This window comes from Streptomyces sp. NPDC059718, assembly GCF_042733315.1.
Lineage (GTDB): Bacteria > Actinomycetota > Actinomycetes > Streptomycetales > Streptomycetaceae > Actinacidiphila.
In genome coordinates, this window is the sequence record NZ_JBHWGA010000006.1 from 18502 (window position 1) to 43342 (window position 24841).

Annotated in this window: 21 protein-coding genes and 2 pseudogenes; 12 read left to right on the forward strand and 11 right to left on the reverse strand. The window is 74.8% G+C overall.

The genetic code is table 11. The features are described from left to right. The first annotated feature begins 11 nt into the window (after nt 1–11). The 6 genes from ACFV3E_RS09220 to ACFV3E_RS09245 all read left to right on the forward strand — a co-directional run bounded on the left by ACFV3E_RS09220 (nt 12) and on the right by ACFV3E_RS09245 (nt 4125). Complete coding sequence (locus ACFV3E_RS09220) at nt 12–959, forward strand: helix-turn-helix transcriptional regulator (protein WP_499510927.1); 948 nt, start codon at nt 12–14, stop codon at nt 957–959. 13 nt (nt 960–972) lie between these two features. After that, the gene (locus ACFV3E_RS09225; protein ID WP_500534127.1) at nt 973–1251 is read left to right on the forward strand and encodes a hypothetical protein; all 279 of its coding nucleotides are present in this window, start codon (nt 973–975) and stop codon (nt 1249–1251) included. A gap of 19 nt (nt 1252–1270) precedes the next feature. Continuing rightward, nucleotides 1271–1471: a hypothetical protein gene (locus ACFV3E_RS09230; protein ID WP_500370445.1), complete on the forward strand. Its 201-nt coding sequence runs from the start codon at nt 1271–1273 to the stop codon at nt 1469–1471. Nucleotides 1472–1729: 258 nt separating this feature from the next. Then, nucleotides 1730–2020 (forward strand): Sec-independent protein translocase subunit TatA, encoded by a 291-nt coding sequence (gene tatA, locus ACFV3E_RS09235; RefSeq protein WP_500534128.1) that lies wholly within the window; start codon nt 1730–1732, stop codon nt 2018–2020. A 112-nt stretch (nt 2021–2132) separates the two neighbouring features. Then, a complete protein-coding gene (tatC, locus tag ACFV3E_RS09240) occupies nt 2133–3020 on the forward strand; it encodes a twin-arginine translocase subunit TatC (RefSeq protein ID WP_500370447.1) in 888 nt (295 codons plus the stop codon). Nucleotides 3021–3231: 211 nt separating this feature from the next. Beyond that, a complete protein-coding gene (locus tag ACFV3E_RS09245) occupies nt 3232–4125 on the forward strand; it encodes a diacylglycerol kinase (protein ID WP_500534129.1) in 894 nt (297 codons plus the stop codon). A 355-nt stretch (nt 4126–4480) separates the two neighbouring features. On the opposite strand, the gene ACFV3E_RS09250 is transcribed toward ACFV3E_RS09245, so the two are convergent. Together ACFV3E_RS09250 and ACFV3E_RS09255 are read right to left on the reverse strand one after the other, a co-directional pair. Next, the gene (locus tag ACFV3E_RS09250) at nt 4481–5683 is read right to left on the reverse strand and encodes a PucR family transcriptional regulator (RefSeq protein ID WP_500534130.1); all 1203 of its coding nucleotides are present in this window, start codon (nt 5681–5683) and stop codon (nt 4481–4483) included. Beyond that, entirely contained in the window at nt 5680–6927 is a 1248-nt protein-coding gene (locus ACFV3E_RS09255) for a PucR family transcriptional regulator (protein WP_500534131.1), read from the reverse strand. The genes ACFV3E_RS09250 and ACFV3E_RS09255 overlap by 4 nt, the downstream gene beginning before the upstream one ends. Nucleotides 6928–7278: 351 nt before the next feature. On the opposite strand from ACFV3E_RS09255, the gene ACFV3E_RS09260 reads away from it, so the two are divergent. Together ACFV3E_RS09260 and ACFV3E_RS09265 are read left to right on the forward strand one after the other, a co-directional pair. Next, the gene (locus ACFV3E_RS09260) at nt 7279–8541 is read left to right on the forward strand and encodes an ABC transporter substrate-binding protein (protein ID WP_500534132.1); all 1263 of its coding nucleotides are present in this window, start codon (nt 7279–7281) and stop codon (nt 8539–8541) included. Between the two features lie 124 nt (nt 8542–8665). Beyond that, complete coding sequence (locus tag ACFV3E_RS09265; protein ID WP_500534133.1) at nt 8666–11500, forward strand: DEAD/DEAH box helicase; 2835 nt, start codon at nt 8666–8668, stop codon at nt 11498–11500. Between the two features lie 52 nt (nt 11501–11552). On the opposite strand, the gene ACFV3E_RS09270 is transcribed toward ACFV3E_RS09265, so the two are convergent. The 4 genes from ACFV3E_RS09270 to ACFV3E_RS09285 form a co-directional block, all read right to left on the reverse strand. Next, on the reverse strand, nt 11553–13202 hold the full coding sequence (locus ACFV3E_RS09270) for an allophanate hydrolase (protein WP_500534134.1): 1650 nt from the start codon (nt 13200–13202) through the stop codon (nt 11553–11555). Between the two features lie 266 nt (nt 13203–13468). Then, on the reverse strand, nt 13469–17050 hold the full coding sequence (gene uca, locus ACFV3E_RS09275) for an urea carboxylase (RefSeq protein WP_500534135.1): 3582 nt from the start codon (nt 17048–17050) through the stop codon (nt 13469–13471). Beyond that, nucleotides 17047–17655, reverse strand: a complete 609-nt coding sequence (locus tag ACFV3E_RS09280; RefSeq protein ID WP_500534136.1) for an urea amidolyase associated protein UAAP2 — start codon at nt 17653–17655, stop codon at nt 17047–17049. Before ACFV3E_RS09280 ends, uca begins: the two co-directional genes overlap by 4 nt. Beyond that, nucleotides 17652–18416: an urea amidolyase associated protein UAAP1 gene (locus tag ACFV3E_RS09285; RefSeq protein ID WP_500534263.1), complete on the reverse strand. Its 765-nt coding sequence runs from the start codon at nt 18414–18416 to the stop codon at nt 17652–17654. The genes ACFV3E_RS09280 and ACFV3E_RS09285 overlap by 4 nt, the downstream gene beginning before the upstream one ends. Nucleotides 18417–18749: 333 nt before the next feature. Here ACFV3E_RS09285 and ACFV3E_RS09290 point away from each other — a divergent pair, with 333 nt between their 5' ends. Further along, entirely contained in the window at nt 18750–19427 is a 678-nt protein-coding gene (locus tag ACFV3E_RS09290) for a TetR/AcrR family transcriptional regulator (RefSeq protein WP_500534137.1), read from the forward strand. A gap of 15 nt (nt 19428–19442) precedes the next feature. Here ACFV3E_RS09290 and ACFV3E_RS09295 read toward each other — a convergent pair whose 3' ends face one another. Further along, the gene (locus tag ACFV3E_RS09295) at nt 19443–20384 is read right to left on the reverse strand and encodes an ADP-ribosylglycohydrolase family protein (protein WP_500534138.1); all 942 of its coding nucleotides are present in this window, start codon (nt 20382–20384) and stop codon (nt 19443–19445) included. After that, nucleotides 20371–20628 carry a hypothetical protein gene (locus tag ACFV3E_RS09300; RefSeq protein ID WP_500534139.1) on the reverse strand — a complete coding sequence of 86 codons (258 nt, stop codon included), beginning with the start codon at nt 20626–20628 and terminating at the stop codon, nt 20371–20373. The genes ACFV3E_RS09295 and ACFV3E_RS09300 overlap by 14 nt, the downstream gene beginning before the upstream one ends. A gap of 258 nt (nt 20629–20886) precedes the next feature. Between ACFV3E_RS09300 and ACFV3E_RS09305 the strand changes: the two genes are divergently transcribed. After that, nucleotides 20887–21183 (forward strand): hypothetical protein, encoded by a 297-nt coding sequence (locus ACFV3E_RS09305; protein WP_500534140.1) that lies wholly within the window; start codon nt 20887–20889, stop codon nt 21181–21183. 13 nt (nt 21184–21196) lie between these two features. Here ACFV3E_RS09305 and ACFV3E_RS09310 read toward each other — a convergent pair whose 3' ends face one another. Both ACFV3E_RS09310 and ACFV3E_RS09315 read right to left on the reverse strand, forming a co-directional pair. After that, on the reverse strand, nt 21197–21424 hold the full coding sequence (locus ACFV3E_RS09310; protein ID WP_500534141.1) for a DUF6011 domain-containing protein: 228 nt from the start codon (nt 21422–21424) through the stop codon (nt 21197–21199). A gap of 120 nt (nt 21425–21544) precedes the next feature. Then, on the reverse strand, nt 21545–23113 hold the full coding sequence (locus tag ACFV3E_RS09315; protein WP_500534142.1) for an amino acid permease: 1569 nt from the start codon (nt 23111–23113) through the stop codon (nt 21545–21547). A 153-nt stretch (nt 23114–23266) separates the two neighbouring features. Between ACFV3E_RS09315 and ACFV3E_RS09320 the strand changes: the two are divergent. Together ACFV3E_RS09320 and ACFV3E_RS09325 are read left to right on the forward strand one after the other, a co-directional pair. Beyond that, nucleotides 23267–23721: pseudogene (locus ACFV3E_RS09320) on the forward strand (DrrA family ABC transporter ATP-binding protein); the annotation flags it as partial. Further along, nucleotides 23711–23899 (forward strand): annotated as a pseudogene (locus tag ACFV3E_RS09325) (ABC transporter permease); the annotation flags it as partial. The pseudogenes ACFV3E_RS09320 and ACFV3E_RS09325, both read left to right, overlap by 11 nt. 65 nt (nt 23900–23964) lie before the next feature. On the opposite strand, the gene ACFV3E_RS09330 reads toward ACFV3E_RS09325, so the two are convergent. Continuing rightward, nucleotides 23965–24819, reverse strand: a complete 855-nt coding sequence (locus ACFV3E_RS09330; protein WP_500534143.1) for a siderophore-interacting protein — start codon at nt 24817–24819, stop codon at nt 23965–23967. Between the last annotated feature and the right edge of the window lie 22 nt (nt 24820–24841).

Here is a 24841-nt window from a genome sequence, read left to right on the forward strand (position 1 = left end):
AGTACGGAGAGATGGCCAACGCGATCGACCAGACGCGCCGGATGTTGTCCCTGGTGACGTATCTGCGCGAGCGCCCCGGCGCCCGCGTGAGCGACGTGGCCCGCGCGTTCGGGGTCACCGAGGCCGAGCTGATCGGCGACCTGAACGTGCTGCCGCTGTGCGGCACGAGCTTCCGGGGCGGCGACCTGCTCGACATCGACACCGACGGCGAGCGGATCTGGTGGCACAACGTGGACGACGTCGCGCAGCCGCTGCGGCTGGCCGCCGACGAGGCCGCCGCGCTGCTGGTCGCCGCCCGTGCCGTCGCCAACCTGCCCGGGCTGCGGGAGAGCGACCGGCAGGCGCTGCTGCGCGCCACCGCCAAGATCGAGGGCGCGGCCGGCGAGGCGGCCGGCGCGTCCTCCCGGCTGTCGGTCACCTTCGAGTCCGAGGGCAGCGTCTTCGCCGACGTCGACCGCGCCATCGCCGAACGGCGCCGGCTGTGGATCCGCTACTACTCGCCGTCCCGGGACGAGCTCACCGAGCGCGAGGTCGACCCGATCCGGCTGTTCGCGGTCGGCCACACCTACTTCGAGGGCTGGTGCTACCTGTCGGAGGACCGGCGCACCTTCCGGCTGGACCGGGTCGCCGAGATCCGGCTGCTGGACACGCCCAGCGACCCGCCGCGCGTCGAGCCGCGCGACCTGTCCCAGGGGCTGGTGCAGCCGGCCGGCGACGACCCGGAGGTCGTGATCGAGGTCGGCCCCGGCGGCCGCTGGGTCGCCGAGTACTACCCGCACGACCTCGCCGAGGAACTCCCCGACGGCGGCCTGCGGGTCACCCTGCGCACCCCCGACCCGGGCTCGCTGCGCCGTCTCGCGCTGCGGCTCGGCCGCGACGGGCGGATCGTCTCCCCGGCCGGACTCGCCGGCAGCGCCCGCGACGCCGCCGCCCAGGCCCTCGCGGCCTACGGCGAGTGAGGGGAGCGCCGGCATGGACGACCTCGACACCCTCGACACCCTCGGTACCGTCGGCGACCCCGGCACGGCCCTGCCCGGGGTGATCTTCAGGGCCTCCTGCCCGGAGTGCCGGACCAGCTTCGAACTGTCGGCCGACGCCCTGCGGCTGGCCATCGGCGGCAGCCACCGGACCACCTTCTACTCCTTCACCTGCCCCGACTGCGGCTCCTCCGTCCGCAAGCCGGCGGGCGACCGCATCGTGGAGCTCCTCACCGACGGCGGCGTCCGCACGATGCGGCTGCACACCGGCTGAGCCGCTACGCTCGGCTGCCATGTGGTGGCTCTACCTGTACGTCGGCCTCGCGACCGCCGGCCTGCTCGTGCTCGGTGTCCTGGCTCTGCGTGTGTACGCCGAGGTGCGCGGCCTCGCCCGGCAGGTGGGGCGCAGCAGCGACCGCCTGCGACAGGCCTCCGAGGACCTGCGGCGGGCCGCGGAGCCGCTGGCGCGCGGCGCCGGCGAACTGTCGCGCTGACGACGCCGTCCCGCAGGCCGTGCCCGCGGACGCCGGGTCGCCGCCGTCCGCGGCACCCTCGTCCTCCCCTCTCCAGGAAGGTACGCTGCTGAAGCGGCCCCGGGAGAGCGCGGCGGGGGCGGCAACGGCAAGGACGCCGGGGGATTGCCAGGCGTTTACCCCCGCAGGTTACGATCGCTGGCAGAGCGGACACCGTGTCCACGGACCCGGAGCCCGCTGCTCAAGAACCCATGCCGCCTCGGTGAGAAGGTAAAGCTTATGTTCGGCAGGCTCGGCGCCCCTGAGATCATCCTCATCCTTGTCGTCGTTCTGCTGCTGTTCGGGGCCAAGCGCCTCCCGGACATGGCCCGCGGCCTTGGGAAGTCGATGCGCATCCTGAAGAGCGAGGCGAAGGCGATGAAGTCGGACGACGCGGCGGCCCCGCAGGCGCCGGCCGACGCGCCCGCCGACGCCCAGGAAGCGCCGAAGACCATCCAGGCCGCGCCCGGTGACGTCGCCAGCGCCCGCCCGGTCTCCGAGACCCAGCAGCCCCGCCAGACGCAGAGCTGACACGACGACACAGGTACGGGCCGCCGGCGGGGACGCCGGCCACCGCTTGAGATGAGGACCTGGGTTGCTCAAGTCTGCCCGCAGTAAGCCGACGAAGGACCCCGAGGGGCGCATGCCCCTCGTGGAACACCTGCGTGAGCTGCGCAACCGGCTCGCCAAGAGTGTGCTCGCGATCGTCGTCGTGGCGATCGTGGCCGCCTTCTACAGCCAGCAACTCCTGGAGTTCCTGGCCTCCCCGGTACCCAAGTGCGGCCCCGGGGTCGTCAGCAGCGGCGGCAACTGCGCCATCGTCACGTTCGACTCGCTGACGGCGCCGTTCGCGCTCACGATGCAGGTCTGCTTCATGGCCGGCGTCATCGGCGCCAGTCCGGTCTGGCTGTACCAGCTGTGGGCCTTCATCGCCCCCGGCCTGCACCGGAACGAGCGCAAGTACACGTACATGTTCGTGGGCGCGGCGCTCCCGCTCTTCCTGGGCGGCGCCCTCCTCGCGTACAAGATCATGCCGGTCAGCATCAAGGTGCTGATCAGCTTCACGCCCGAGGGCTCGTCCAACCTCCTGAAGCTCGACGGAGTGCTGGACTTCACCATCCGCATGGTGCTGGTCTTCGGTCTCGCCTTCGAACTGCCGCTGCTCCTGGTCATGCTCAACCTGGTCGGCATGGTCAGCGGCCGCCGCATGGCGGGCTGGTGGCGGGCCGTGGTCATGGGCGTCTTCGTCTTCGGCGCCGTCGCGACGCCGACCACCGACCCGGTCAGCATGATCGCCCTGTCCGGTCCGATCGTCGTCCTCTACTTCGGCGCGGTCGCCTTCAGCCTGGTCAACGACCGGCGTCGGCGCTGGCGCAACCCCGACGCGGAACTCTCCGACGACGAGGCCTCCGAGCTGGACCTCACCCCGGAGTCGATCGGCACCGGCGAGCGCGTCACGGCCTCCGTGCCCGAGCAGGCCGGGCCCGTCGAGGACGGACGCCGCTCCGGCGACTTCGACGACGCGACCTGACGCCGCGTGACCCGGGGCGGGGCCCCGCCCGGACCATCCGGGCGGGGCCCCGTCGTCATGGGGTGCAGGCGGCCGTCGGCAGTGGTCGCCCTTCGACGCCGCGAAGGTCATGGGCTTGTTCGGCACCAGGCCCCGAGGTGATCACGACCCCTAAGGAAGAAGGGGCGCCGGTGATCTCGACGGGTGGGCTACCGCACGGTAGGGTCCGCGCGTGACCAGCGAGATCACCCTCATCGCCAACCCCACCGCGGGCCGTGGCCGGGGCGCCCGCGCCGCCGGACCGGCCGCGGACGCACTGCGCCGCGCGGGCTTCGGCGTGCGCACCGTCGTCGGCACCGACGCGGCCGACGCCCTGGCGCGGGCCCGCGAGGCCGTCGCGGACGGCACCGACGCGCTGGTCGCGGTCGGCGGAGACGGCATGGTGTCGCTGGCCCTGCAGGCCGTGGCCGGGACCGGCACGCCGCTCGGCGTCGTCGCGGTCGGCACGGGCAACGACTTCGCGCGGGCGACGGGACTGCCGATACGCGAGCCCGCCGCGGCCGGGGAGGCCATCGCGCGGGCGCTGAAGGAGGAGACCGTCCGCGAGATCGACCTCGGCCGCGCCGGCGAACGGTGGTTCGGCACGGTCCTCGCCTCCGGCTTCGACTCCCGGGTCAACGACCGCGGCAACCGGCTGCGCTGGCCCAGCGGGCGGCTGCGCTACGACGTGGCGATGCTGGCGGAACTGGCCGCGCTGCGCCCCATCCCATACCGGATCACCCTCGACGACGGCGCCGAGATGCAGATCGAGGCGACCCTCGTGGCCGTCGGCAACGGCACCTCGTACGGCGGCGGCATGCGGATCTGCGCCGGAGCCGAACTCGACGACGGGCGCTTCGACGTGTGCGTGGTCGGGCCGTGCAGCCGCGGCACGCTGCTGCGCGTCTTCCCGAGGGTCTACCGCGGCACCCACCTCGGCCACCCCGTGGTGACGGTGCACCGCGCGGCCGCGATCACCCTCGCCGCCGACGGCATCACCGGCTACGCCGACGGTGAGCCGCTGGGCCCCCTGCCCCTGACCGCGCGCACCGTACCGGGGGCGCTGCGCCTGCTGGCGCCGCAGTAGCGCGGTGCCGAGCCGCGGGGTCGAGGTCGTCGGGCTGCGCCCGGCGGGCACGGCCAGCTGCAGCCGGCCGCCCGTCTCGGCGTGCACCGCTCCGGGGGGCCGGGAAGCCCCCGGGCGTCCGCACCCCGGCCACCGGCCGCGCCGGCCGGAGTCCCTCACCGCGTCCCCTGCCCCGGCGCCCACTCGGCGGCGGGGGACCACGGCCCGCAGCCGCACGGGCCGGCGCCCCGTCACCTCACGTACGTCGGCGACCGTGTGGTGGCCGTCCCCGGACGTGTCCACGGCATCCGCCACCTCCCTGGCGGCAGAAGCGCCGGACGTCCGGGGGAGCCGTGGGCGAGGGGGTCGTGGGGGCTCAGGCGGCGGGGGTGGAGCGGAGGGTGTCGACGGCCAGGGTGAGGTCGACGAGTTCGCGGGGGTGGGTGAGGCGGCGGCCGGTGAGGAGTTCCAGGCGGCGCAGGCGGTTGAGGACCGTGTTGCGGTGGCAGTCCATGCGCTCGGCGGCGGCCCGGGGGGAGCCGTCGCACTCCATCCACGTGGCGAAGGTGCCCAGCAGGGACTCGCGTTCCTCGTCGGCGAGCTCCCGCAGCGGGCCGAGGACACGCTCGGCCAGTTCGCCGGCGAGCCGCCGGTCCGAGGCGGCCACGACCGTCGGCATCCGCTCCTCCCACAGCGCCACCTCGCCGTCGGAGGCGCACGTGGGCAGCGCCAGTTCGGCGAGCGTCAAGGCCCGGTGCAGTTGGGCCAGGCCGCGGACGACCGGGCTGACCCCCGCCCGCAGCCCGGGGACGGCACCCAGGAGCGCGGCGAGCGCCTCGGGGGACCGGTCGCCGAGCAGGACGACCAGGACCTCGCCCGTGCCGCGGGGCGCCCGCAGCACCCGGCTGCCGGCGCCCACCGGGAAGGCGTCGTCGCCGGGAGTGCCGGAGGCCGAGGCCCGCACGCTGGTCACCGCGACCACGAAACGGCCGTCGCCCGGTACGCCCAGGGCCTGGGCGGCGGCGCCCACGCCGAGGCTCTCGGTGCGTCCTTCGAGCAGGGCGCCCAGCACGCGGGCGGCCCGCCTGCTGCCGCCGGCCCCGCCGTCGCCCGGCGTCTCGCGGTAGGCGTCGGCCAGGATCGCGGTCGTGCGCCGGCGGAACCCCCACATCCGCGGGGCGATGTGCACCATGAGCGGGATGTCGCCGGGATGGTGCGCGGCGACGGTGTCGACGAGGTCCTGCCACACGACCGCGCCGCCCACCCCGAAGACGTGCGCCAGCAGCTCCAGCGGCATGCCCCGCTCGGCCTGGCGGCGGCCGGCCTCCCGCATGTGCCGGGCCGCGGCCGCGTCGCGCTCCGGGTCGACGAGCCGGTCCAGGTGCATGGTGATCATCGTCGCGAAGCCGTCGAGGGAGCAGTCGGGGTCGTCGGCGTGGTCCACGAAGCCGGGGACCTCGGTGTGCAGCCGGGCCATGACCCGCTCCGACAGCTCGCCGGTCCGCTCCTTCATCCGCAGCGCTGCCGTCCGCAGCAGCTCCCGAACCGCCTCGTCCTGCGGCTGCGGACGCGCCGTCACCGGGGCGCTCCCGGGCCGTGCGCCGCGGAGATCCGCTCGGCGTCCAGGGCGAGCGCCAGGTGCACCACGTCGCGCGGCCGCGACACGGAGCGTCCGGTGAGCTCCTCCAGTCGCCGCAGCCGCCTGCGCACGGTGTTGGCGTGGCAGAACAGGGCGGTCGCGGCCTTCTCGACTGAACCGTCGGTGTCCAGCCATGCCCCCAGGGTCTCCAGGAGCACGGTGGCCTCCGTGGCCTCCACGTCCCGCAGCCCGCCCAGGACGCCGGCGGCGACCTCGCTCGCGACGTCCGGGCGGCGGGCGAGCAGCCCGGCCGGGTAGCGGCGGTCGAGGACGGCCACCTCGCCGTCCCGGGTGCAGGTGCGCAGCGCGAGTTCGGCGAGCTCCCTGGCGTGCCCGACGGCGCCCAGCCGGTCCACCTCCGGGCTCAGGCCCGCCCGCGTCCCGGTGGGCACCTCCAGCGCGGCCGCGAAGTCGCCGAGCGTCAGGTCGCCCAGTTCGGCCAGGAGCACCTCGCCGCCGACCGGGAACGCCCGGTGCACCCGCACCCCGGCGGGCACCCCGGTCCGCCGCCGTACGGGCAGCGAGGCCCCCGTCGTGCCGCGCACGACGGCGACCGTGAAGCGGCCGCGCTCGGGCAGGCCGAGGGCGTCCGCGGCCTCGGCGAGGCCCGGGGCGTCCACCCGGCCGGCGAGGAGCCCCTCCAGCGCCCTGCGGCCGCGCTGCCGGTGGAACGTCACCTCGCCGCGGGCCCGCAGATAGGCGTCGGCCATCAGGCGGCTGTCCCGCTCGAACAGGTCCCAGACCTCCGCGGCGGCGCGGGCGATCAGCTGCGTCCCCTCGGGCCCCCGGCCCTCCCCGGCCCGGACCAGCGCCAGCCACAGCGCGTCACCGGCCGTACGGCAGGCGCCCATCATCGGCTCCAGGGGGAACCCCTGCCACGCCCGGCGTTCCCCCACCCACGACAGGTACGCGGCGGACACCGCGGAGCGCCCCGGGTCGGCGAGCGAGTCCAGGACGGCGGCGACCGAACCCTCGGTCTCCGCCAGCAGCCCGGACGGTGCCAGCGCCGGCTCCCGGTAGGCGGGGTGCCGGTCCCGGATCCGCTCGACGATGTCCGCCGCCACCGGCCCGACCTGCGCGCGCACCTGCAGCGCGGCGGCTCTCAGCATCTCGCGGTGTTCCCGCCCGGGGGCGCCCGCGATGCCCGCGGTGCACATCGGACGCGTCGTGGCGGGCGTGGCCATCCGATCTTCCTCTCGGCTCTGCGGGCGCGGAGCCCGGGTGGGCGGGCATCCGCACGGCATTCCTACCGGCTGGTAGTCCGGCCCCGGAAGACAGGTGACGCAAACGTGACCGACATCCGGACAGAACCCACACATCACCGAACACGCGGTCGTACGGGACGGCTCGGGCGGTGCCGCTGCACAGCGGGGCCCCGCCGCCGTTGGGAACCGCGACCAGAAACGCCCCCGCCCCTCGCCGAAGCGCCCGCCATCTCTTCCCATGGAGCTCCCGCATCACCGGCCCCGGACGCCGGCCCCCGGCCGCGCACGCGACGGCCCCCCGCGGCCCACCCCTCCAGGAGCAAGCACACCGTGACCCGGAAACAGCGCCTCAGGTCCACCGTCGTCCTCACCGCCGCCCTCACCTGCGTCCTCACGGCCTGCGGCGGGGACAAGGGCACCGCGGACGACGGTCCGGTCGACGCGAACGGTGTGAAGACGGGGCCCGGCATCACCGATTCCACCATCACCCTGGGCGTCCTCACCGACCTGTCCGGCCCGTACGGCCCGCTGGGCCGCTCGGTGCTGCAGGCGGAGAAGCTCTACGTCGACCAGGTCAACGCCAAGGGCGGCGTGTGCGGCCGCAAGCTCAAGCTGCTCGTCCGCGACCACGGCTACGACGTCGACACCGCCGTCGTCCACTACGGCGAGATGGAGCCGAAGATCGCCGCGATGCCGGGCCTCCTGGGCTCGACGATCATCAATGCCCTGCTCGACAGCATCGAGGTCGACGACGTCATGACGACGTCGCTGGGCTACTCCTCGGCCCTGCTCGGCCAGCCCACCCTGACGACCATCAACGCCACCTACGACGTCGACATGATCAACGGCTTCGAGTACCTGGCGGACACCCAGGGCCTCGGGCCGGGCGACCGGGTCGGCTACATCTACCTCGAGGGCGACTATGGGAGCAACGCGCGGCGCGGGGCCAGGTTCGTCGCCGACAAGCGCGGCATGACCCTCGTCGAGAAGAAGGTCGGGCCGACGCGCAAGGACCTGTCCGAGGAGGTGCGCGAGCTCGGCGAGGCCGGCGTGAAGGCCGTCCTGATCAGCACCAGCCCCGCGCAGACCGCCGCGGCGGTCGGCGCCGCCGCCGCGGGCGGGCTCGACGTGCCGTTCCTCGGCAGCGCCGTCGGCTACGACCCGCAGCTGCTGAAGACCCCCGCCGCGCCGGCGCTGCTGAAGATGCTGCAGCTCGTCGCCCCCACCCCGGCGATGACCAGCGACACCCCCGAGGTCAGGAAGCTCGTCGCGGACTACAAGCGCCGCTACCCGGGGGACCCGCTGGACCAGGGACTGGAGACCGGGCACAACACGATGGCCGTCGCCGTCCAGGACCTGAAGTCGGCCTGCGAGGCGGAGGACCTCAGCAGGGAGGGCATCATCGCGGCGCACCGCCGGCAGAAGGGGTTCGACCCCGGGCTGGGCCCGGCCCTGGACTTCTCCGACCCGTGGCGGCCCAGCGCCACCCAGAGCTACATCGTCAAGCCGGACCAGGGCGTGCCCGGCGGCCTGGCCGGGGTGAAGGACGCCTTCAAGGTCCCGCTGGTGGAGCAGTACCTCACCACCATCTGAGTTTCCCGGGCGCGAGGCGCGGGGGTGGGGCGGGCGCGACACGCCCGGCCTCCGCGCCTCGGGTTTTGCTTCGGCAAAAAGATCATGTCGGCTGTCAGTGCGGCCCGGTAGTCTCGTTTTCAAGATGAACGACGAGATGTCTCCCGCCGAGCGGTACGCCGCTTCCCGGCTCCGCGCCGCCGAGCAGGCCACCGCACTCGCGGGCTTCCGCGAGCTGTACGAGTTCGGCCTGGACCCCTTCCAGATCGAGGCCTGTCAGGCCCTCGAGGCCGGCAAGGGCGTGCTGGTGGCGGCACCCACCGGCTCCGGAAAGACCATCGTGGGCGAGTTCGCGGTCCACCTGGCCCTCCGCGAGGGCCGCAAGTGCTTCTACACCACCCCCATCAAGGCGCTGTCGAACCAGAAGTTCACCGACCTCGTCAAGCGCTACGGCGCCGAGCGGGTCGGCCTGCTGACCGGCGACAACAGCGTCAACGGGGACGCGCCGATCGTGGTCATGACCACCGAGGTGCTCCGCAACATGCTGTACGCGGGCTCCCAGGCCCTCGACGGCCTCGGCTACGTGGTCATGGACGAGGTGCACTACCTCTCCGACCGCTTCCGCGGCGCGGTCTGGGAGGAGGTCATCATCCACCTCCCGCAGTCCGTGACCCTGGTGTCGCTCTCCGCGACCGTCTCCAACGCCGAGGAGTTCGGCGACTGGCTGGACACCGTCCGCGGTGACACGCAGGTCATCGTCTCCGAGCACCGCCCGGTGCCGCTGTGGCAGCACGTCCTGGCGGGCCGCCGGATGTACGACCTGTTCGAGGAGGAGCAGGGCACCGGCACGGGCGGGCAGCGCGCCGCCGTCAACCCCGACCTGGTGCGGCTGGCCCGCACGGAGAACCAGCGCGCCTTCAACGGCCGCGACCGGCGCGGCGGCAGGATGCGCGAGGCCGACCGCGAGCGCGAGCGGCGCCAGCAGCGCAGGATCTGGACGCCCAGCCGGGTCGAGGTCATCGAGCGGCTGGACGCGGAGGGGCTGCTGCCCGCGATCACGTTCATCTTCAGCCGCGCCGGCTGCGAGTCGGCGGTGCAGCAGTGCCTCCACGCGGGCCTGCGGCTCAACAACGAGGAGAACCGGGCGAAGGTCCGGGCCATCGTCGAGGAGCGCACCAAGTCCATCCCCGACGAGGACCTGAACGTCCTCGGCTACTTCGAGTGGCTGGAGGGCCTGGAGCGGGGCATCGCCGCGCACCACGCCGGCATGCTGCCGACCTTCAAGGAGGTCGTCGAGGAGCTCTTCGTGAAGGGCCTGGTCAAGGCCGTCTTCGCCACCGAGACGCTGGCGCTGGGCATCAACATGCCCGCCCGCTCCGTGGTCCTGGAGAAGCTCGTCAAGTGGAACGGCGAGACCCACGCCGACGTCACCCCCGGCGAGTACACGCAGCTCACCGGCCGTGCCGGACGCCGTGGCATCGACGTCGAGGGCCACGCGGTCGTGCTGTGGCAGCGCGCCTTCGACCCCGTCCACCTGGCGGGTCTGGCCGGCACGCGCACCTATCCGCTGCGCTCCTCCTTCAAGCCCTCGTACAACATGGCCGTCAACCTCGTCGGCCAGTTCGGGCGGCACCGCTCCCGTGAGCTGCTGGAGACCTCGTTCGCGCAGTTCCAGGCCGACCGCTCGGTGGTCGGCATCTCCCGCCAGGTGCAGCGCAACGAGGAGGGCCTGGAGGGCTACCGGTCCTCCATGACCTGCCACCTCGGTGACTTCGACGAGTACATGTCGCTGCGCCGGCAGCTGAAGGACCGCGAGGCCGAGCTGTCCCGGCAGGGCGCGAACCAGCGCCGGGTGGCCGTGGCGGACGCGCTGGAGAAGCTCCGCCCGGGCGACATCATCCACGTCCCGGCAGGGAAGTTCGCGGGGCTGGCCCTGGTCCTCGACCCGGGCGTGCCCGCCGGCCGCAGCCCCGGCCACCACAACCGGCACGACCAGTTCCAGCACGACGGCCCCCGCCCGCTGGTGCTCACCGCGGAACGGCAGGTCAAGCGGCTCGCGCAGATCGACTTCCCGGTGCCGGTCGAGGCGCTGGACCGGATGCGCATCCCCAAGTCCTTCAACCCGCGCAGCCCCCAGTCCCGGCGCGACCTGGCCTCCGCCATGCGCTCCAAGGCCGGTACGGCCGGCATAGCGCCGCAGCGGCAGCGCCGCCAGCGCTCGGCCGCCGCGGACGACAACGAGATCGCCCGGCTGCGGACCGAGATCCGCGCGCACCCCTGCCACGGCTGCGACGAGCGCGAGGACCACGCCCGCTGGGCCGAGCGCTACCAGCGGCTCCAGCGCGACACCAAGCAGCTCGAGCGCCGCATCGAAGGCCGGACCAACACCATCGCCCGCACCTTCGACCGGATCTGCGCCCTGCTCACCGACCTCGGCTACCTCGAGGCCGAGAAGGTCACCGCCGACGGCCGCCGGCTGGCCCGGCTCTACGGTGAGCTCGACCTCCTGGCCAGCGAGTGCCTCCGTGACGGGGTCTGGGACGGCCTCGGCCCCGCCGACCTCGCTGCCTGCGCCTCGGCGCTGGTCTACGAGTCCCGCTCCGCGGACGACGCCCTGCCGCCGCGGCTGCCCTCCGGCAGCGCCAAGCAGGCACTCGGCGAGATGGTCCGCATCTGGGGCCGCCTCGACGCCCTGGAGGAGGACCACCGCATCAACCAGGCCGAGGGCGTCGGGCAGCGCGAACCCGACCTCGGCTTCGCCTGGGCCGCCCACCGCTGGGCCTCCGGGCACGGCCTGGACGCGGTGCTGCGCGACGCCGACATGCCGGCGGGCGACTTCGTGCGCTGGACGAAGCAGCTCATCGACGTCCTCGGCCAGATCGCCGACGCCGCCCCCGAGGGCAGCCCGGTGCGGCGCAACGCCCGCAAGGCCGTCGACGGACTCCTGCGCGGCGTCGTGGCGTACTCCTCGGTGGGCTGACGACCGCGGCGCGCCGCCCCCGCGCGGCGCGCCCGGCCGGGTCGGCGTCCCCCTATGCCGAGAGGTACGCCCGCCAGCCGCCGTACGCGGTGATGTCGGCGGCGCCCGTGACGGCGGCCGGCTCGCACAGGAAGCCCGGGACGATGGTGCCGTCCACGAGACGGACCGGGCCGAGGGCCATCGGGTGGGGGAGCGCTGCCAGGAGCCGGCCGAGGCCCTCGGCGGGGAGTTCCCACACCTCGCACTCCACGGTCGCGCCCTCGTCCGGTGGCACGCGCACCAGGCCCGGCTTGGGCGGCGTGGTCGCCAGGGCGTACAGCCGGTACTCGGCGGCGGTCGTGGTCGTACGCAGCAACCGGGCGCCCAGGGACCGCAGTTCGCCGTTGAGCGGCTGGCCCGACAGGTGCGCGCCGACGACCGAGAAGGGGACGGTGGGGCGCAGCAGGCCCGCGATGGCGCTCTGGCGCTCCTCGGTGCGGGCGCGGCCCAGCAGCATCACCCCGAAGGGCAGGCCGCCGACCTCGCCGGCGGGGACCGCGACCCCGCACATGTCCAGCAGGTTGGCGGAGTTGGTGAACCGGCCCAGGCGGGCGTTGGTCCCGACCGGGTCGGCGGCGACCTCGGCGAGCGTGGGGTGCCCGGGGGCCGTCGGCAGCAGCAGCGCGTCGGCGTCGCCGAGTGCGGCCATGGCGCGGTCCGTGAGCGCGGCCAGCCGCTCACGGTCGGCGAGGAGGCGGTGCGCGGGGATGTCGCGGGCGGCGGTGATGATGCGCGCGACGGTCGGGTCCAGGTCCGGGCTCCCGGTGTGTTCGTCGATGAAGCCACCCACGGCGGTGTAGCGCTCCGCCACGAAGGCGCCCTCGTAGAGCAGCGCCGCCGCGGCGGAGAACGGTGTGAGGTCCACCGGGCGCACCTCCACGCCCGCGGCGGCCAGGCGTCCGGCCGTCCACGAAAAGGCCTCCGCCCACCCCGGGTCGAGCTCCCCGAGCTGCTCCAGGGGCGGCACCGCCACGCGCCACGGCCCCGGACGGCGGGCGGGCGGCGGCGCCTGCGGCACGTCGGCGACGACACCCAGCGCCCGCTGCGCCTCCGGGAGCGTGCGGGCGAACACCGTGACGCAGTCCAGGCTCGCGCAGGCGGGCACCACGCCCTCCGTCGGCACCAGCCCCCGGGTCGGCTTGATCCCCACGATCCCGTTGAACGCGGCGGGCACCCGCCCCGAACCTGCCGTGTCCGTGCCGAGGGCGACGTCCACGATCCCGAGCGCCACGGCGACCGCCGAGCCCGCACTCGAGCCGCCGCTGACCCGCGCCGGGTCGTACGCGTTGCGCACCGCCCCGTACGGGCTCCTGGTGCCGACCAGGCCCGTCGCGAACTGGTCCAGGTTGGTCGTCCCCAGCACCACCGCGCCGGCGGCGCGCAGCCTCGCCACGGCGGGTGCGTCGGCGTCCGGCCGGTACGCGTACGAGGGGCAGCCGGCGGTCGTGGGCAGCCCCGCGACGTCGATGTTCCCCTTGACGGCGACCACCGTCCCGGCCAGCGGCAGCGGGTCCGCGGCGTCCAGGGCGGCGGCCTCCGCCTCCACCTCGGCCTGCGGCCGCAGCGTGATCCACACCTCGGGGCGGTCCACTTCGGCGATGCGCGCGTACGCGGCCCGGACCCGGTCGAGGGCGGGGGTGCCGGAGGGGGTCGGAGAGGGCATGTCGGGTTCTCCTTCACGGGTGTCTTCCCGCCCGGCCACCCCCCTACCCGGGACGGCGCCGCGATCACGGCACCGGCGCCGATCCGGGCGTGGGTGTGGCGCCCGGGGTGAGGTGGGTGCGGCGGGTGTGCGGGTGTGGCGGATGGCGGCGGGGTGGTGTCCGGCCGGCCCGGGCGGGCGCCCCGGTCGCGGGGGACCGGCCGCGACCGGTGGGAAAGGCGGGACGCCCGGGCGCCGGGCACCGGAGCAGGCGCAGCAGGGGCGGGCTACACGGGGCGCAGCGTGAGCAGCACCGTGCCGGCGTCGACCTGGTCCCCCGGGGTGACCAGGACCGCGTCCACGACGCCGTCCACGGGGGCCTCGACCGGGGACTCCATCTTCATCGCCTCCAGTGCCAGCAGCCGCTGCCCGGCCCGTACCCGGTCACCCGGACGGACCGCGACCTGCCACACCGACGCCGGGAACTCCGCCTCGACCGTGCTGCCGCCCTCGGGCACCGTGACGCCCGCCGTGCCCGCGCCCGCCACCGGGGACGCGGCCGCCTCCGCACGGGCGAACTCCCCGGCCGCCTCCCACGCGTCCCGCTCGGCGGCGAACGCGGCCGCCTGCCGGGCCCGGAAGGCGCCGATGGACGCGGCGTTGGCGTCGAGGAAGGCCTGGTGCCCGGCGAGGGCGAACTCGCCCTCCTCGACCCGGAGTTCCAGGCGCCCTGCGGCCATGTCGGCGCGCATCTCCAGCAGTTCGCCGGCCTCGACCGGGAACCACCTGATCCGGTCGAAGAACCGCAGCAGCCACGGCCGCCGCCCGGCCGTCGCGCCCCGCCCCCAGACCTGGACGGTGCGGCCCACGAACTGGTAGCCGCCGGGCCCCTCCATGCCGTACACGCACAGGTAGGCGCCGCCGATGCCGACGGAGTTCTCGGCGGTCCAGGTCCGCGCCGGGTTGTACTTCGTGGTCACCAGCCGGTGCCGTGGGTCGAGCGGGGTCGCGACGGGCGCGCCCAGGTAGACGTCGCCGAGCCCCAGCACCAGGTACTCCGCGTCGAAGACGGTGCGCCGGACGTCCTCCACCGACTCCAGCCCGTTGACCCGGCGGATGAACTCGATGTTCCAGGGGCACCAGGGCGCGTCGTCCCGCACCCCCGCCATGTAGCGGGCGACGGCCTCGCGCGTGGCGGGGTCGTCCCAGGACAGCGGCAGGTGGACGGTGCGGCTGGGCACCACCAGCCGTTCGGCGGGCGGCAGGTGCCCCTCCGCCTCGCGCACGCAGTCCAGCAGCTTGGCCGTGGACAGCACGTCCGGGTCGACGTGCACCTGCAGCGAGCGGATGCCCGGCGTGAGGTCGACGACTCCCGGCGGTCCGGCGGCGGCCAGGTGCTCCGCGAGGGCGTGGACGCGCATCCGCAGGGCGAGGTCGAGCTGCATCGGCCCGTACTCGACGAGCAGGTTGTCGTCGCCGCTGCGCCGGTACGTCACCGACGGGCGGCCCTCGCCCTCCGGAAGGCGCCCGAGGACGCCGCCGTCGCCGAGCACGGGCCGGGAGGCGCGCGGCGCGACGGCGGGGGAGCGCCGCAGGGCGGCCGCCGTGTCCTCGGTGACCGGCACGAACCGCACGGTGTCACCGGGACGGAGCTGCCCCAGCTTCCAGCGCTGCCCGGTGACGACGGTCGCCGGGCACACGAAGCCGCCCAGCGAGGGCCCGTCCGGGCCGAGCAGCACGGGCATGTCGCCGGTGTAGTCGACGGCGCCGACCGCGTACGGGGTGTCGTGGATGTTGGATGGATGCAGCCCCGCCTCACCGCCGTCGGCGCGGGCCCAGCGCGGCTTCGGCCCGACCAGGCGGACGCCGGTCCGCGCGGAGTTGAAGTGCACCTTCCACTGCGCCGCGTAGAAGTCGCGGACGTCGTCCTCGGTGAAGAACTCGGGCGCTGCGTGCGGTCCTTCGACGGCGGCGACGTGCCACGCGGTGGTGAAGTCCGGTCGCCGGTCCACGGGCACCGGGGTACCGCCGCAGGCCCCGCCTCCGTGGAGCACGTCCCCGGAGCGCAGCGCCCGGCCGCCGTGGCCGCCGAACCGCCCCAGGGTGAAGGTGGCCGCGCTGCCCAGGTACGCGGGGACGTCGAGCCCGCCGTCGCCGAACAGCACGTACGTCCGCAGCCCCGGGCCCTGCGGAGCCGGTACGTCCAGCTCGCCGCCGGCCGGTACGGTGACCGGCTCCCACTGCGGCACCGGCCGGCCGTCCACGGTCACGGCGACGGGCGCGCCGGTGACGCAGACGGTCGTGGCGTGCGTGAAGCGCAGCCGCGGGCCGAGCAGGGTGCACTCCAGGCCGGGGGCGCCCTCGTCGTTGCCCAGCGCCTCGTTGCCGAGCCGGAAGGACAGGTCGTCCATGGGCCCGCAGGGCGGCACGCCGACGTGCCAGAGCCCGGTGCGGCCGGGCCAGTCCTGGACGGTGGTCAGCGTGCCCGGCCGCAGCACCTCGACGCGTGGCGTCGGGTCGGCGACGCCCTCCAGGGTCGCCGTGGTGTGCGCGGCCGCGCGCAGCGCGGGCTCGGCGACGGCGGCGCGCAGCAGGCCGAGGTTGGTCTCGATGCCGCCCACCCGGGTCGCGGTGAGCGCGCGGGCGAGCCGGTCGAGGGCGTCCTCGCGGTCGGTGCCGTGGGCGATGACCTTGGCGAGCATCGGGTCGTACGCGGTGGTCACCTCGGTCCCGGTCTCGACCCAGGCGTCCACGCGGACGCCCTCGGGGAACGCGACCTCGGTCAGCACGCCCGCGCCGGGGCGGTGCCCGCGGCTGGGGTCCTCGGCGTAGACGCGGGCCTCCACGGCGTGGCCGCGCGGCGGGCCCGGCTCCGTGACCACGCCGGTGTCGCCCTGCGCGAGGCGCAGCATCCACGCGACGAGGTCGACGCCGTACACCTCCTCCGTCACCGGGTGCTCCACCTGCAGGCGCGTGTTGACCTCCAGGAAGTACGCCTCGTCGCGGGCGGCGTCGTACACGTACTCCACCGTCCCCGCCGAGCGGTAGCCGACAGAGGCGCACAGGTCGCGGGCGCTGCCGGCGAGGCGGCGGCGCACGGCGTCCGGCAGACCGGGGGCGGGGGCCTCCTCCAGGACCTTCTGGTTGCGGCGCTGCAGGGAGCAGTCGCGGTCGCCGAAGTCGACGACCCGGCCCCGCCCGTCGCCGAAGACCTGCACCTCGACGTGGCGGGCCCGCTCCACCAGGCGTTCCAGGAACACGCCCGCGGAGGAGAAGGAGGCCGCGGCCACGCGCCGCACGCTCTCCCAGGCCTCGGTCAGCTCGGTGGCGGAGCGGCAGGCCCGCATGCCGATGCCGCCGCCTCCGCCGGTGGCCTTGAGCATCACCGGGTAGCCGAGCGCCCGCGCCGCCTCCAGGGCGGCGTCGAGGTCCGCCAGCAGCCCGGTGCCCGGCAGCAGGGGCACCCCGGCGGCCTCGGCGGCGCCGCGCGCGGTGTGCTTGGTGCCGAAGAGCGCCAGCTGCTCCGGCGTCGGCCCGACGAAGACCAGGCCGGCGGCCTCGCAGCGGCGCGCGAAGTCCGCGTCCTCGGAGAGGAACCCGTAGCCGGGGTGGACCGCCCCCGCCCCGGTGGCGCGGGCGGCGGCCAGGACGGCGTCGGCGTCCAGGTAGCTGTCCTTGGCCGGGGCCGGGCCGAGCCGTACGGCGTGGTCGGCGAGGCGCACGTGCGGGGCGGAGCGGTCGGGGTCGGAGAAGACGGCGACCGTGCGCAGGCCCAGGCGCCGGGCGGTGCGGATGACACGGACGGCGATCTCGCCGCGGTTGGCGACGAGGAGGGTGTCGAAGGCGGCGTGGGTCACGGCGTGGGTCATGCGCGGCCGCCGGAGATCGTCATCTCGACCGGGGTCGGGTCGAAGCCGTTGCAGGGGTTGTTGATCTGCGGGCAGTTGGAGACCAGGACGAGGACGTCGGTCTCGGCCCGCAGCACGATCCGGAGCCCGGGGGCGGAGATGCCGTCGACGATGCCGAGGGTGCCGTCGGGCTCGACGGGCACGTTCATGTACCAGTTGACGTTGCCCACCAGGTCCCGCTTGCCGAGGCCGTACCTGGCGCCCTCGGCGAGGAAGTTCTCCACGCAGGCGTGCTGCGACCAGGTGTGGTGGCCGTAGCGCAGGGTGTTGGACTCCTTGGAGCAGGCGCCGCCGATGGTGTCGTGGCGGCCGCAGGTGTCCTCCACGACGGTCATCAGCGGGGTGTGCTCGTTGGAGAGCAGCACGCTGCCGGTGGTCAGGAAGATGCCGCCCTGGGCCTGGAGGGTGTCCGGCGCGCTGTAGCGGACGGCCGTGTCGTGGGCGTCGTACACCAGGAAGTCCACGGCCTGGTTGCCGCCGAGGTCGGTGACGGTCAGGTGCTCCCCGGCGCGGACGACCGCGGACCAGGGCGCGCGGGCGGGGACGACGGTGGTCTCGCTGGTCACTGCAGCCCCCTGGCGGCGAGGTGGTCGGCGGTGTTGAGGAAGGCGCGGCGGCCTTCGGGAGTGGCGTCCCACAACGGGTCCCCGGGCGCGGTCGGCGCGGCGCGCCAGGCCAGCACCTCCAGTGGTGTGCAGACGTACTCCGGCCGCGGGTCCAGCGGGTGCGGCACGTTCGCGATCAGCACGGTCAGCGGCTGCTCGGCGCGCAGGGTGACGGACGCCCCGGGGCCCGCGGAGCCGGTGAACTCCAGCTTGCCGTCGGCGACGACACGGACGCCCTGGAAGAAGGAGACCGACGGCGGCAGGTCGCGCGGCTCAAGGCCGTTCTTCAGCGCGGCCAGCTTCAGCAGCTCGCGGCCCGCGGGCGAGGGGCCGTGCGCCGAACCGTCCCCGTACAGGGCGGTGTTGCGGACGGCGGTCGAGGTGCCGCAGAGCGCGTCGTGCCGGCCGCCGCTGTCGGCCACGACCGAGGCGAGCACCCGGCCCTGGTCGGACAGGAGCAGGTGGCCCGCGCCGAGGTAGGCGTTCCACAGCACCTTCACCGTGTCGGCGGTGCTGAGCCGCTCCCAGGGGCGGTCGGCGACATACAGCAGCAGGTGGGCGCAGGCGTCGCCCGCCAGGTCGGTGAGCCGCAGTTCGGTGCCGCGGGCCAGCACCTTGTGCGTGTACGCGCCCCCCGCCACGGTCTCCGCCCAGACCAGGTCCCGCGGCTCGACACCGGGCGGCGGCCGCTCCGGCCAGTGCGCGGCGGGCAGCACGGGCATGGCGTCCACCCGCGTCCCCTCCTGCGCGCGGGCGTGGTCCCGGGCTCCGTGAGGCGTCCCTGTCGACACGGCGTTCCACCTCCAATTTCTGTCGTCCGACAGAAATTAGGCGGCGGTGGATTCGGCGCCGTTGCCCGTGCGTTTCCCGACGGTTACCGGGTGCTCACGCCCGCGCGGCGCGTGACCTCGATGGCACCGGACCGGAGCCCGGTGTGCCGGGGCGTCGCCCGCCGGTCACCTCGAGGCTCGTTGCGGGGCACCCGTACCGTGTGCCGCCCCGCGTGCGGGGGCCGGGGACCTCGGGGGGTCGGGCTGCTGTGCGAGGATCGAGGCGTGAGCACCACGGGACGGCGCGTCGGGCGGCCGCGCGCGCAGGCGCGGCCGGACAGCGGGCTGACCGCCCGCGAGGAACTCCTCGCCGCCGCGGCCGAACTGTTCAGCACGCAGGGCTACGCGGCCACCACGACCCGCGCCGTCGCCGAGCGCGCCGGGATGCGGCAGGCCTCGATGTACCACTACTTCGGCGGCAAGGAGGACCTCCTCGCCGCGCTCCTGGAGGGCACCGTCCGCCCGTCCCTGGACCTCGCGCACTCGCTCGTCGCTCGCACGGACGTCCCTGCCGAGGCCCGGCTGTGGGCGCTGTGCCGGGCGGACGTCGCCCTGTTGTGCGGGGGGCCGCACAACCTCGGCGCGCTCTACCTGCTCCCCGAGGTCCGTGCCGAGCGCTTCGCCGGTTTCCGGGCCGCCCGGGACGAGTTGAAGGCCGCCTACGCCGCCCTGCTGGCCGCGACGGTGCCGGGCGCCGCGCTCCGCGCCGCCGATCTCGAGGTCCGCGCCGACCTCGTCTTCGGCCTCATCGAGGGCGTCATCCTCATCCGGCGCGACAGCCCGATCCCCGACGGGCCGGCCTTCGCCTCCGCGACCGCCGACGCGGCGCTGCGCGTCGCCGGCTGCCCGGACGGCGGCCTGGCCGCCCTGCACCGCGAGGGCGAGGCCCTGCTGGCGGTGTGACGCGGCCCCGGGAGGTCAGTCCCCGGTCAGCCGGGCCGCCAGGGCGATCAGGTCGGCGACGCGCAGGACGCGGCCGGGCGAGCCGGGTACCGGCACGTGCAGGTGAGCCGTCCAGCGGCCGGGTACGGCCGCGAGGCCGTACACCGCGCCGGCGAGGGTCCCCGTGACGGCGGCGACGGTGTCGGTGTCGCCGCCCAGGTCGACCGCGGCGCGCAGCGCGGCCTCGAAGCCGCCGGTGGTCCGCACGGCCCAGACCGCGGAGCCGAGGCAGGGCCAGACGGCGCCGTTGAACTCCGTGGCCAGACCGGGGTGCCAGCCGGGCGCGAGGACGGCGGCCCACCGCTCGTGGAAGGGCTCGGGGACCTGCGCCAGCGCATCGGCCACGACCGCGGGGGCGACCGGGTCGCCGCCGTCGAGGGCCACGCGTACCAGGTCGTGGAGGATCGCGCTGCCCTCCCAGGCGGCGCGGTCGCCGTGGGTGAGGGCGGCGATCCTGCGTGCGGCGTCGAGGGAGGCCGCGCGTCCGTGTCCGGCGAAGTGGACGGCGGCAGGGGCGGCCCGCATCAGGGCGCCGTTGCCCGCCGCCCGGTGATGCGTCTGGAAGTGCACCGCCGCGGCCAGGTCCCAGGGGTCGCCGGAGGTCAGGACGGCCTCGGTCTGCAGGCCGATGTCCTTGGGGTCGGCGGCCGCCCACCGCACGAACCGCGCGAAGACGTCGGGGAGGTCGAGCGTGCCCGATTCCAGCAGGGAGTCGGCCACGAGCACCGCCATCTGCGTGTCGTCGGTGGCCTCACCGGGGTCCCAGCCACCGCCACCGCACATCTCGTCACCCGCACCCGGTGCGGGGAAGCGGGCGCTGAACGCGCCCGCCGGGCCGAACTCGAAGGGCGCGCCGAGCGCGTCGCCGACGGCCGATCCGACGATCGCGCCCGCAGCGCGTTCCTTACGGTGCGTCACTTGTCAGCCCGCGCGACGGCCATGCCTGGTGTTCCACCCCGACGGACGGCGCGCCGCGCCCGGTCGCCCTCCGCCACGCGAGGCGGGCTCCTCCGAGCCCGAGGCCGACGGGCAGGAGCACCGTGATGGGCAGTGAGGGCATGACGACCGGGGCGTGATCGCCCTCGGCGACATTGACGGCGACGGCGACGCCGAGCGCGGCGAGGGCCAGGACCACGGCGGCGGTCCAGTGCGCGGATTTCACGGCTGTACCGTACGCGTCCACCACGGCAGGCGGGGCATCGGGTCGGCCGCGGACGTGCTTGGGGCCGCGAGCGCCCGGCGGCCGGGCGAGGGAGGCGCCTTGTCGGTTTGTCGACGAATAGTGAGTCGCCTCACATCCCACGCCCGACGGATGGTGACCATGGGCGGGTGAGCCGCACGCTTTCGTCATCTGCCTATGGGATCGGGGGCGTTGATGGCGGAATTGCGGTGCACGAACGAGTCGTGCGGGTCGACGCGGGTGCAGAGCCTGCAGTTGTTCGAGGCGACGGTCGAGCCGGGTTCGTCGTTGAAGGCTGATCTCGGACGGCCGCCGAAGGCCGAGCGTGCCTTCGCATGGCCGCTGGGTCTGCTCCTGTCGGGGGTGGCGCTGCTCGTGTCGGGCGCGATCCTCGCCGGGCTGCTGGTGGCCGTCGTCGGCGTCGTGTGGGGTCTGCGGGAACGACGCAGGGTGGAGGCCGCGAAGCGCGCGAACGAGGAGTGGCAGCGGAAGATGATCTGCCTCGTGTGCAGGAAGCCGTTCGTTCCCGCGGCGTAGCCCGGGCACGTGTTCACGTCCCCGGCAGCTGCTCCTGCTCGACGTCGAAGCGCCCGATCCGTGGTGCCGTGCCGAGTCCGTGCTTGCGCCGGCAGCCGCGTCCCCGGCCCCACAGCCGGGCGTCGTGCGCGGTGAGGGGCCGGTGGCAGTCGGCGCAGAGGACGGTCGGGCGCTCCTGCGCCGGCTGCCCGTCGGGCGACAGGCCGGGCAGGGGTGACGGCTCGGGTGCGGGTACGGCCATACGGCCAGTGTGGCAGCGCCGGCCCCCCGGCCGCTGTCGGTGGCCGGTGCCACACTGGTGCCGCACGCCCCTCCCCGAGGTCGAGACGGGGAGGGGCGTCGCGCCGTCGAACTGCCGTGGTTACCGGGTCGGTTCCGCGAGGGCCTCGGTGAGGCGGGCGTTCTCCGCCGCGCGCCCCGGACGCGCCCTCAGCAGCCGCCATGCGACCCCCGCAGCCACGCTGCCCAGCAGGAACAGCACGGTGAACCACTGGAAGTACCAGTGGCCGCCCGCCGGGTCGTAGACCGCGGCCCGTGGCCAGGCGAGGTTGACCGTCATGGCCAGCCCGTAGAGCAGGGCCAGCGCGTTGACGGGCAGGCCCCAGCGGCCGAGGGAGAACAGCGGGCGGCCCCGCTCGTCCGTCCCGCCGGCGCCGAAGCGGTCGCCGCGCAGTCGGCGCAGCAGCATCGGGCCGGTGACCATGGCGTAGGCCAGGTACAGCATGGCGATGCAGGTGGTGCCGATGGCCAGGAAGGCGTCCGGGGAGAGGAGGTTGAGCAGGCAGAGCGCGGCCGCCGCGACCCCGACGACGAGCGCGGGCGCGACGGGCATGCCGGTACGGGGCGAGACCCGGGACAGGCGGGCGGAGAACGGGAGGACGCCGTCGCGGGCCATGGAGAAGAGCATCCGGGTGCCGGCGGTCTGGATGGCGAGCGTGGCCACGGCGATGGCGACGGCGACGTCGGCGAGCAGGGCCTTCCCTACACCCGCGCCGAGGCTGCTGGTGAGGACGTAGCTCAGGCCCTGCGTCCCGAGCCGCCCGTCGGTGAGGCTCGGGGCGGCGAGCAGTCCGCCGAGGAGGAGCAGTCCGCCCAGGGCACCGGCCGCGGCGAGGGCGGTGAGGATGGTGCGCGGGGCGGTGCGGCGCGGCGCGCGGGTCTCCTCGCTCATCTCGCCGGCGCTGTCGAAGCCGATGAGGACGTACGCGGCGGTGAACGAGCCGACGAGGAGCGCGCCGACGGCGCCGCCCTGGCCGCCGGTGTGGAGGGTGACGCCGGGGCCGCGCTCGGCGTGCGTGAACAGCAGGACGACGATGAGGCCCGCGCCGATGATCTCCGCGGTGACGCCCACGCGGTTGACGGCCGACATGACCCGGTTGTCGAGCGTGTTGACCACGGTCGTGAGGCCCAGCAGCACCACGCCGAGCAGCGCCGCGTTGGCCGCCCCGGTCGCGGTGGTGGGCGCCGGATCGCCGCCGAGGACCTGGAAGCCCGGCCAGATCGCGGGCAGGACGACCTGCAGGGCGAGCGCGGCGGCCGCCACGACCACCACCTGGCCGATCACCATGATCCATCCGGCGAACCAGCCCCACGTCGGTGTGCTGAGCCGGGTCGACCATTGGTAGATCGCCCCGGACAGCGGGTAGCGGGCGGCGAGTTCGGCGAAGCAGGCGGCGACCAGCAGCTGCCCGGCGAGCACCGCGGGCCAGGTCCAGAAGAAGGCGGCGCCGCCGGAGGAGAAGCCGAAGGCGAAGAACTGGAAGACCGTCGTCAGGACGGAGATGAAGGAGAAGCCCGCGGCGAAGGAGGCGTAGCGCCCCATGCTGCGGTGCAGTTCCTGGCGGTAGCCGAAGCCGGCGAGGGTGCCGCCGTCGGAGGCCGGCGGGGGCGGCGGGGGAGCGGAGGGCGCGGACGGTGCGGTGGTGGTCATGGCGGACCCCTGTCGCTGGATTCCTGTCGGGTGACAGAAATTAGGGGTGGTCCATTTCGCCCGCGTGTCACGTTCATGTCCGCGACGCTCCAAGGTGCTCACCGCCGTCGGGCCGGTGCGACCCTCCCCGCGATTCGCGATGTATCGCGCTTGTACTCCGGCGGCATGCAGCGGCGCGCTTGGGTGTCGTGCTCGGCCTGGTCCGCCGCCCCGAGGTCTTCTTCCTCGACGAGCCGACCACCGGCCTCGACCCCGAGGCGCGCACCGCGATGTGGGAGGAGATCGCGCTCCTGGCGGGCGACGACGGCCTGACCGTCCTGCTCACCACGCGCTACCTGGAGGAGGCCGACCGGCTCGCCGAACGCATCGCGATGGTCGACCGCGCCCGGGTCGTCGCCGAGGGCCCCCGACGGCGCAAGGGCGAACTGCGCGGCGACGCCGTGCACGTGGAGCTGCGCGAGCCGGCCGGCCCGGTCGACGCCGACCTCCTGGGGACGGCGCTCGGCGAGTTCGCGGGTGTCCGCGAGGCCCGACCGGACGGCTGCCGGCTCAGCGCCCGCGCCGACGACGGTGCCGCGGCCGTGCCGCACGTGCTCGCCGTCCTGGATGCGGCACGTCGCCGACGTCAACCCGATGAACTGGGCGCTCGTCGCGGGCCGTTCCGCGATGGCCGACAGCCCCGACTGGGGTGACGTGCTCACCCGCGGCGGCGCGCTGCCGGTGGTGGCGGTCGCCGCGGTCGGGCTGTCGACCCGCGCCTTCCGCTCGTACCGGAAGTCCGTCTGAGACCCGGCCGGTACGACGACGAGGCGTGACCCCACGGCGGGGTCACGCCTCGTGCGTACGCGAGGTCAGGAAGCGAGCGCCTGCGGCGGCTCCTGCTCCTCCTCGATGCGGCGGTTCCACTCGGGCTTGGAGGCCTGCCAGCCGTCCTCGTCGTGGCCGGTGCGCCAGTACCCCGAGATCGACAGCCGTTCACGCGGCACGCCCATCTCGACGCGCAGCAGACGGCGCAGCTGCTTGACGAAGCCCGCCTCGCCGTGGACGAAGGCCTGCACGTCACCCGGCGGGAACTCCAGCCCGGACACGACGTGGAGCAGGGCCTCGCCCACCGGCCGGGAGCCGCGGTGCACCCAGGTGACCTCGGCGTTGCCGGGCGTGGGGAGCTTCTGCTCCTCCTCCGGGCCGGAGACCTCGACGAACACCCGGGCGGGAGCGCCCTCGGGCAGCCGCTCCAGCGAGGCGGCGATCGCCGGCAGCGCGCTCTCGTCGCCCACGAGCAGATGCCAGTCGGCCGCGGAGCCGGGCGCGTAGGCGCCGCCGGGGCCGAGGAAGAGCACCTCCTCGCCGGGCTGGACGCGCGCGGCCCACGGGCCGGCCAGGCCCTCGTCGCCGTGGTACACGAAGTCGACCGTCAGCTCGCGCGCCTCCGCGTTCCACCGGCGCACGGTGTACGTCCGGATGCGCGGCCACTGGTCGCGGGGGAACTCGGCGCGGATCTGCTGGATGTCGAACGGCTCGGGGTAGCGCACGCCCTCGACCGGGAACAGCAGCTTGATGTAGTGGTCGCTGTACTCGCCCGCGGGGAATCCCGCCAGGCCCTCACCGCCGAGCACCACGCGGATCATGTGCGGGGTCAGCCGTTCCACGTGCTGCACCCGCGCGCGGTTGAGCTGCGGCTTCCTGCGCACCGGACGGTCTGCCATGAGCACACTCCTCGCACTAAGT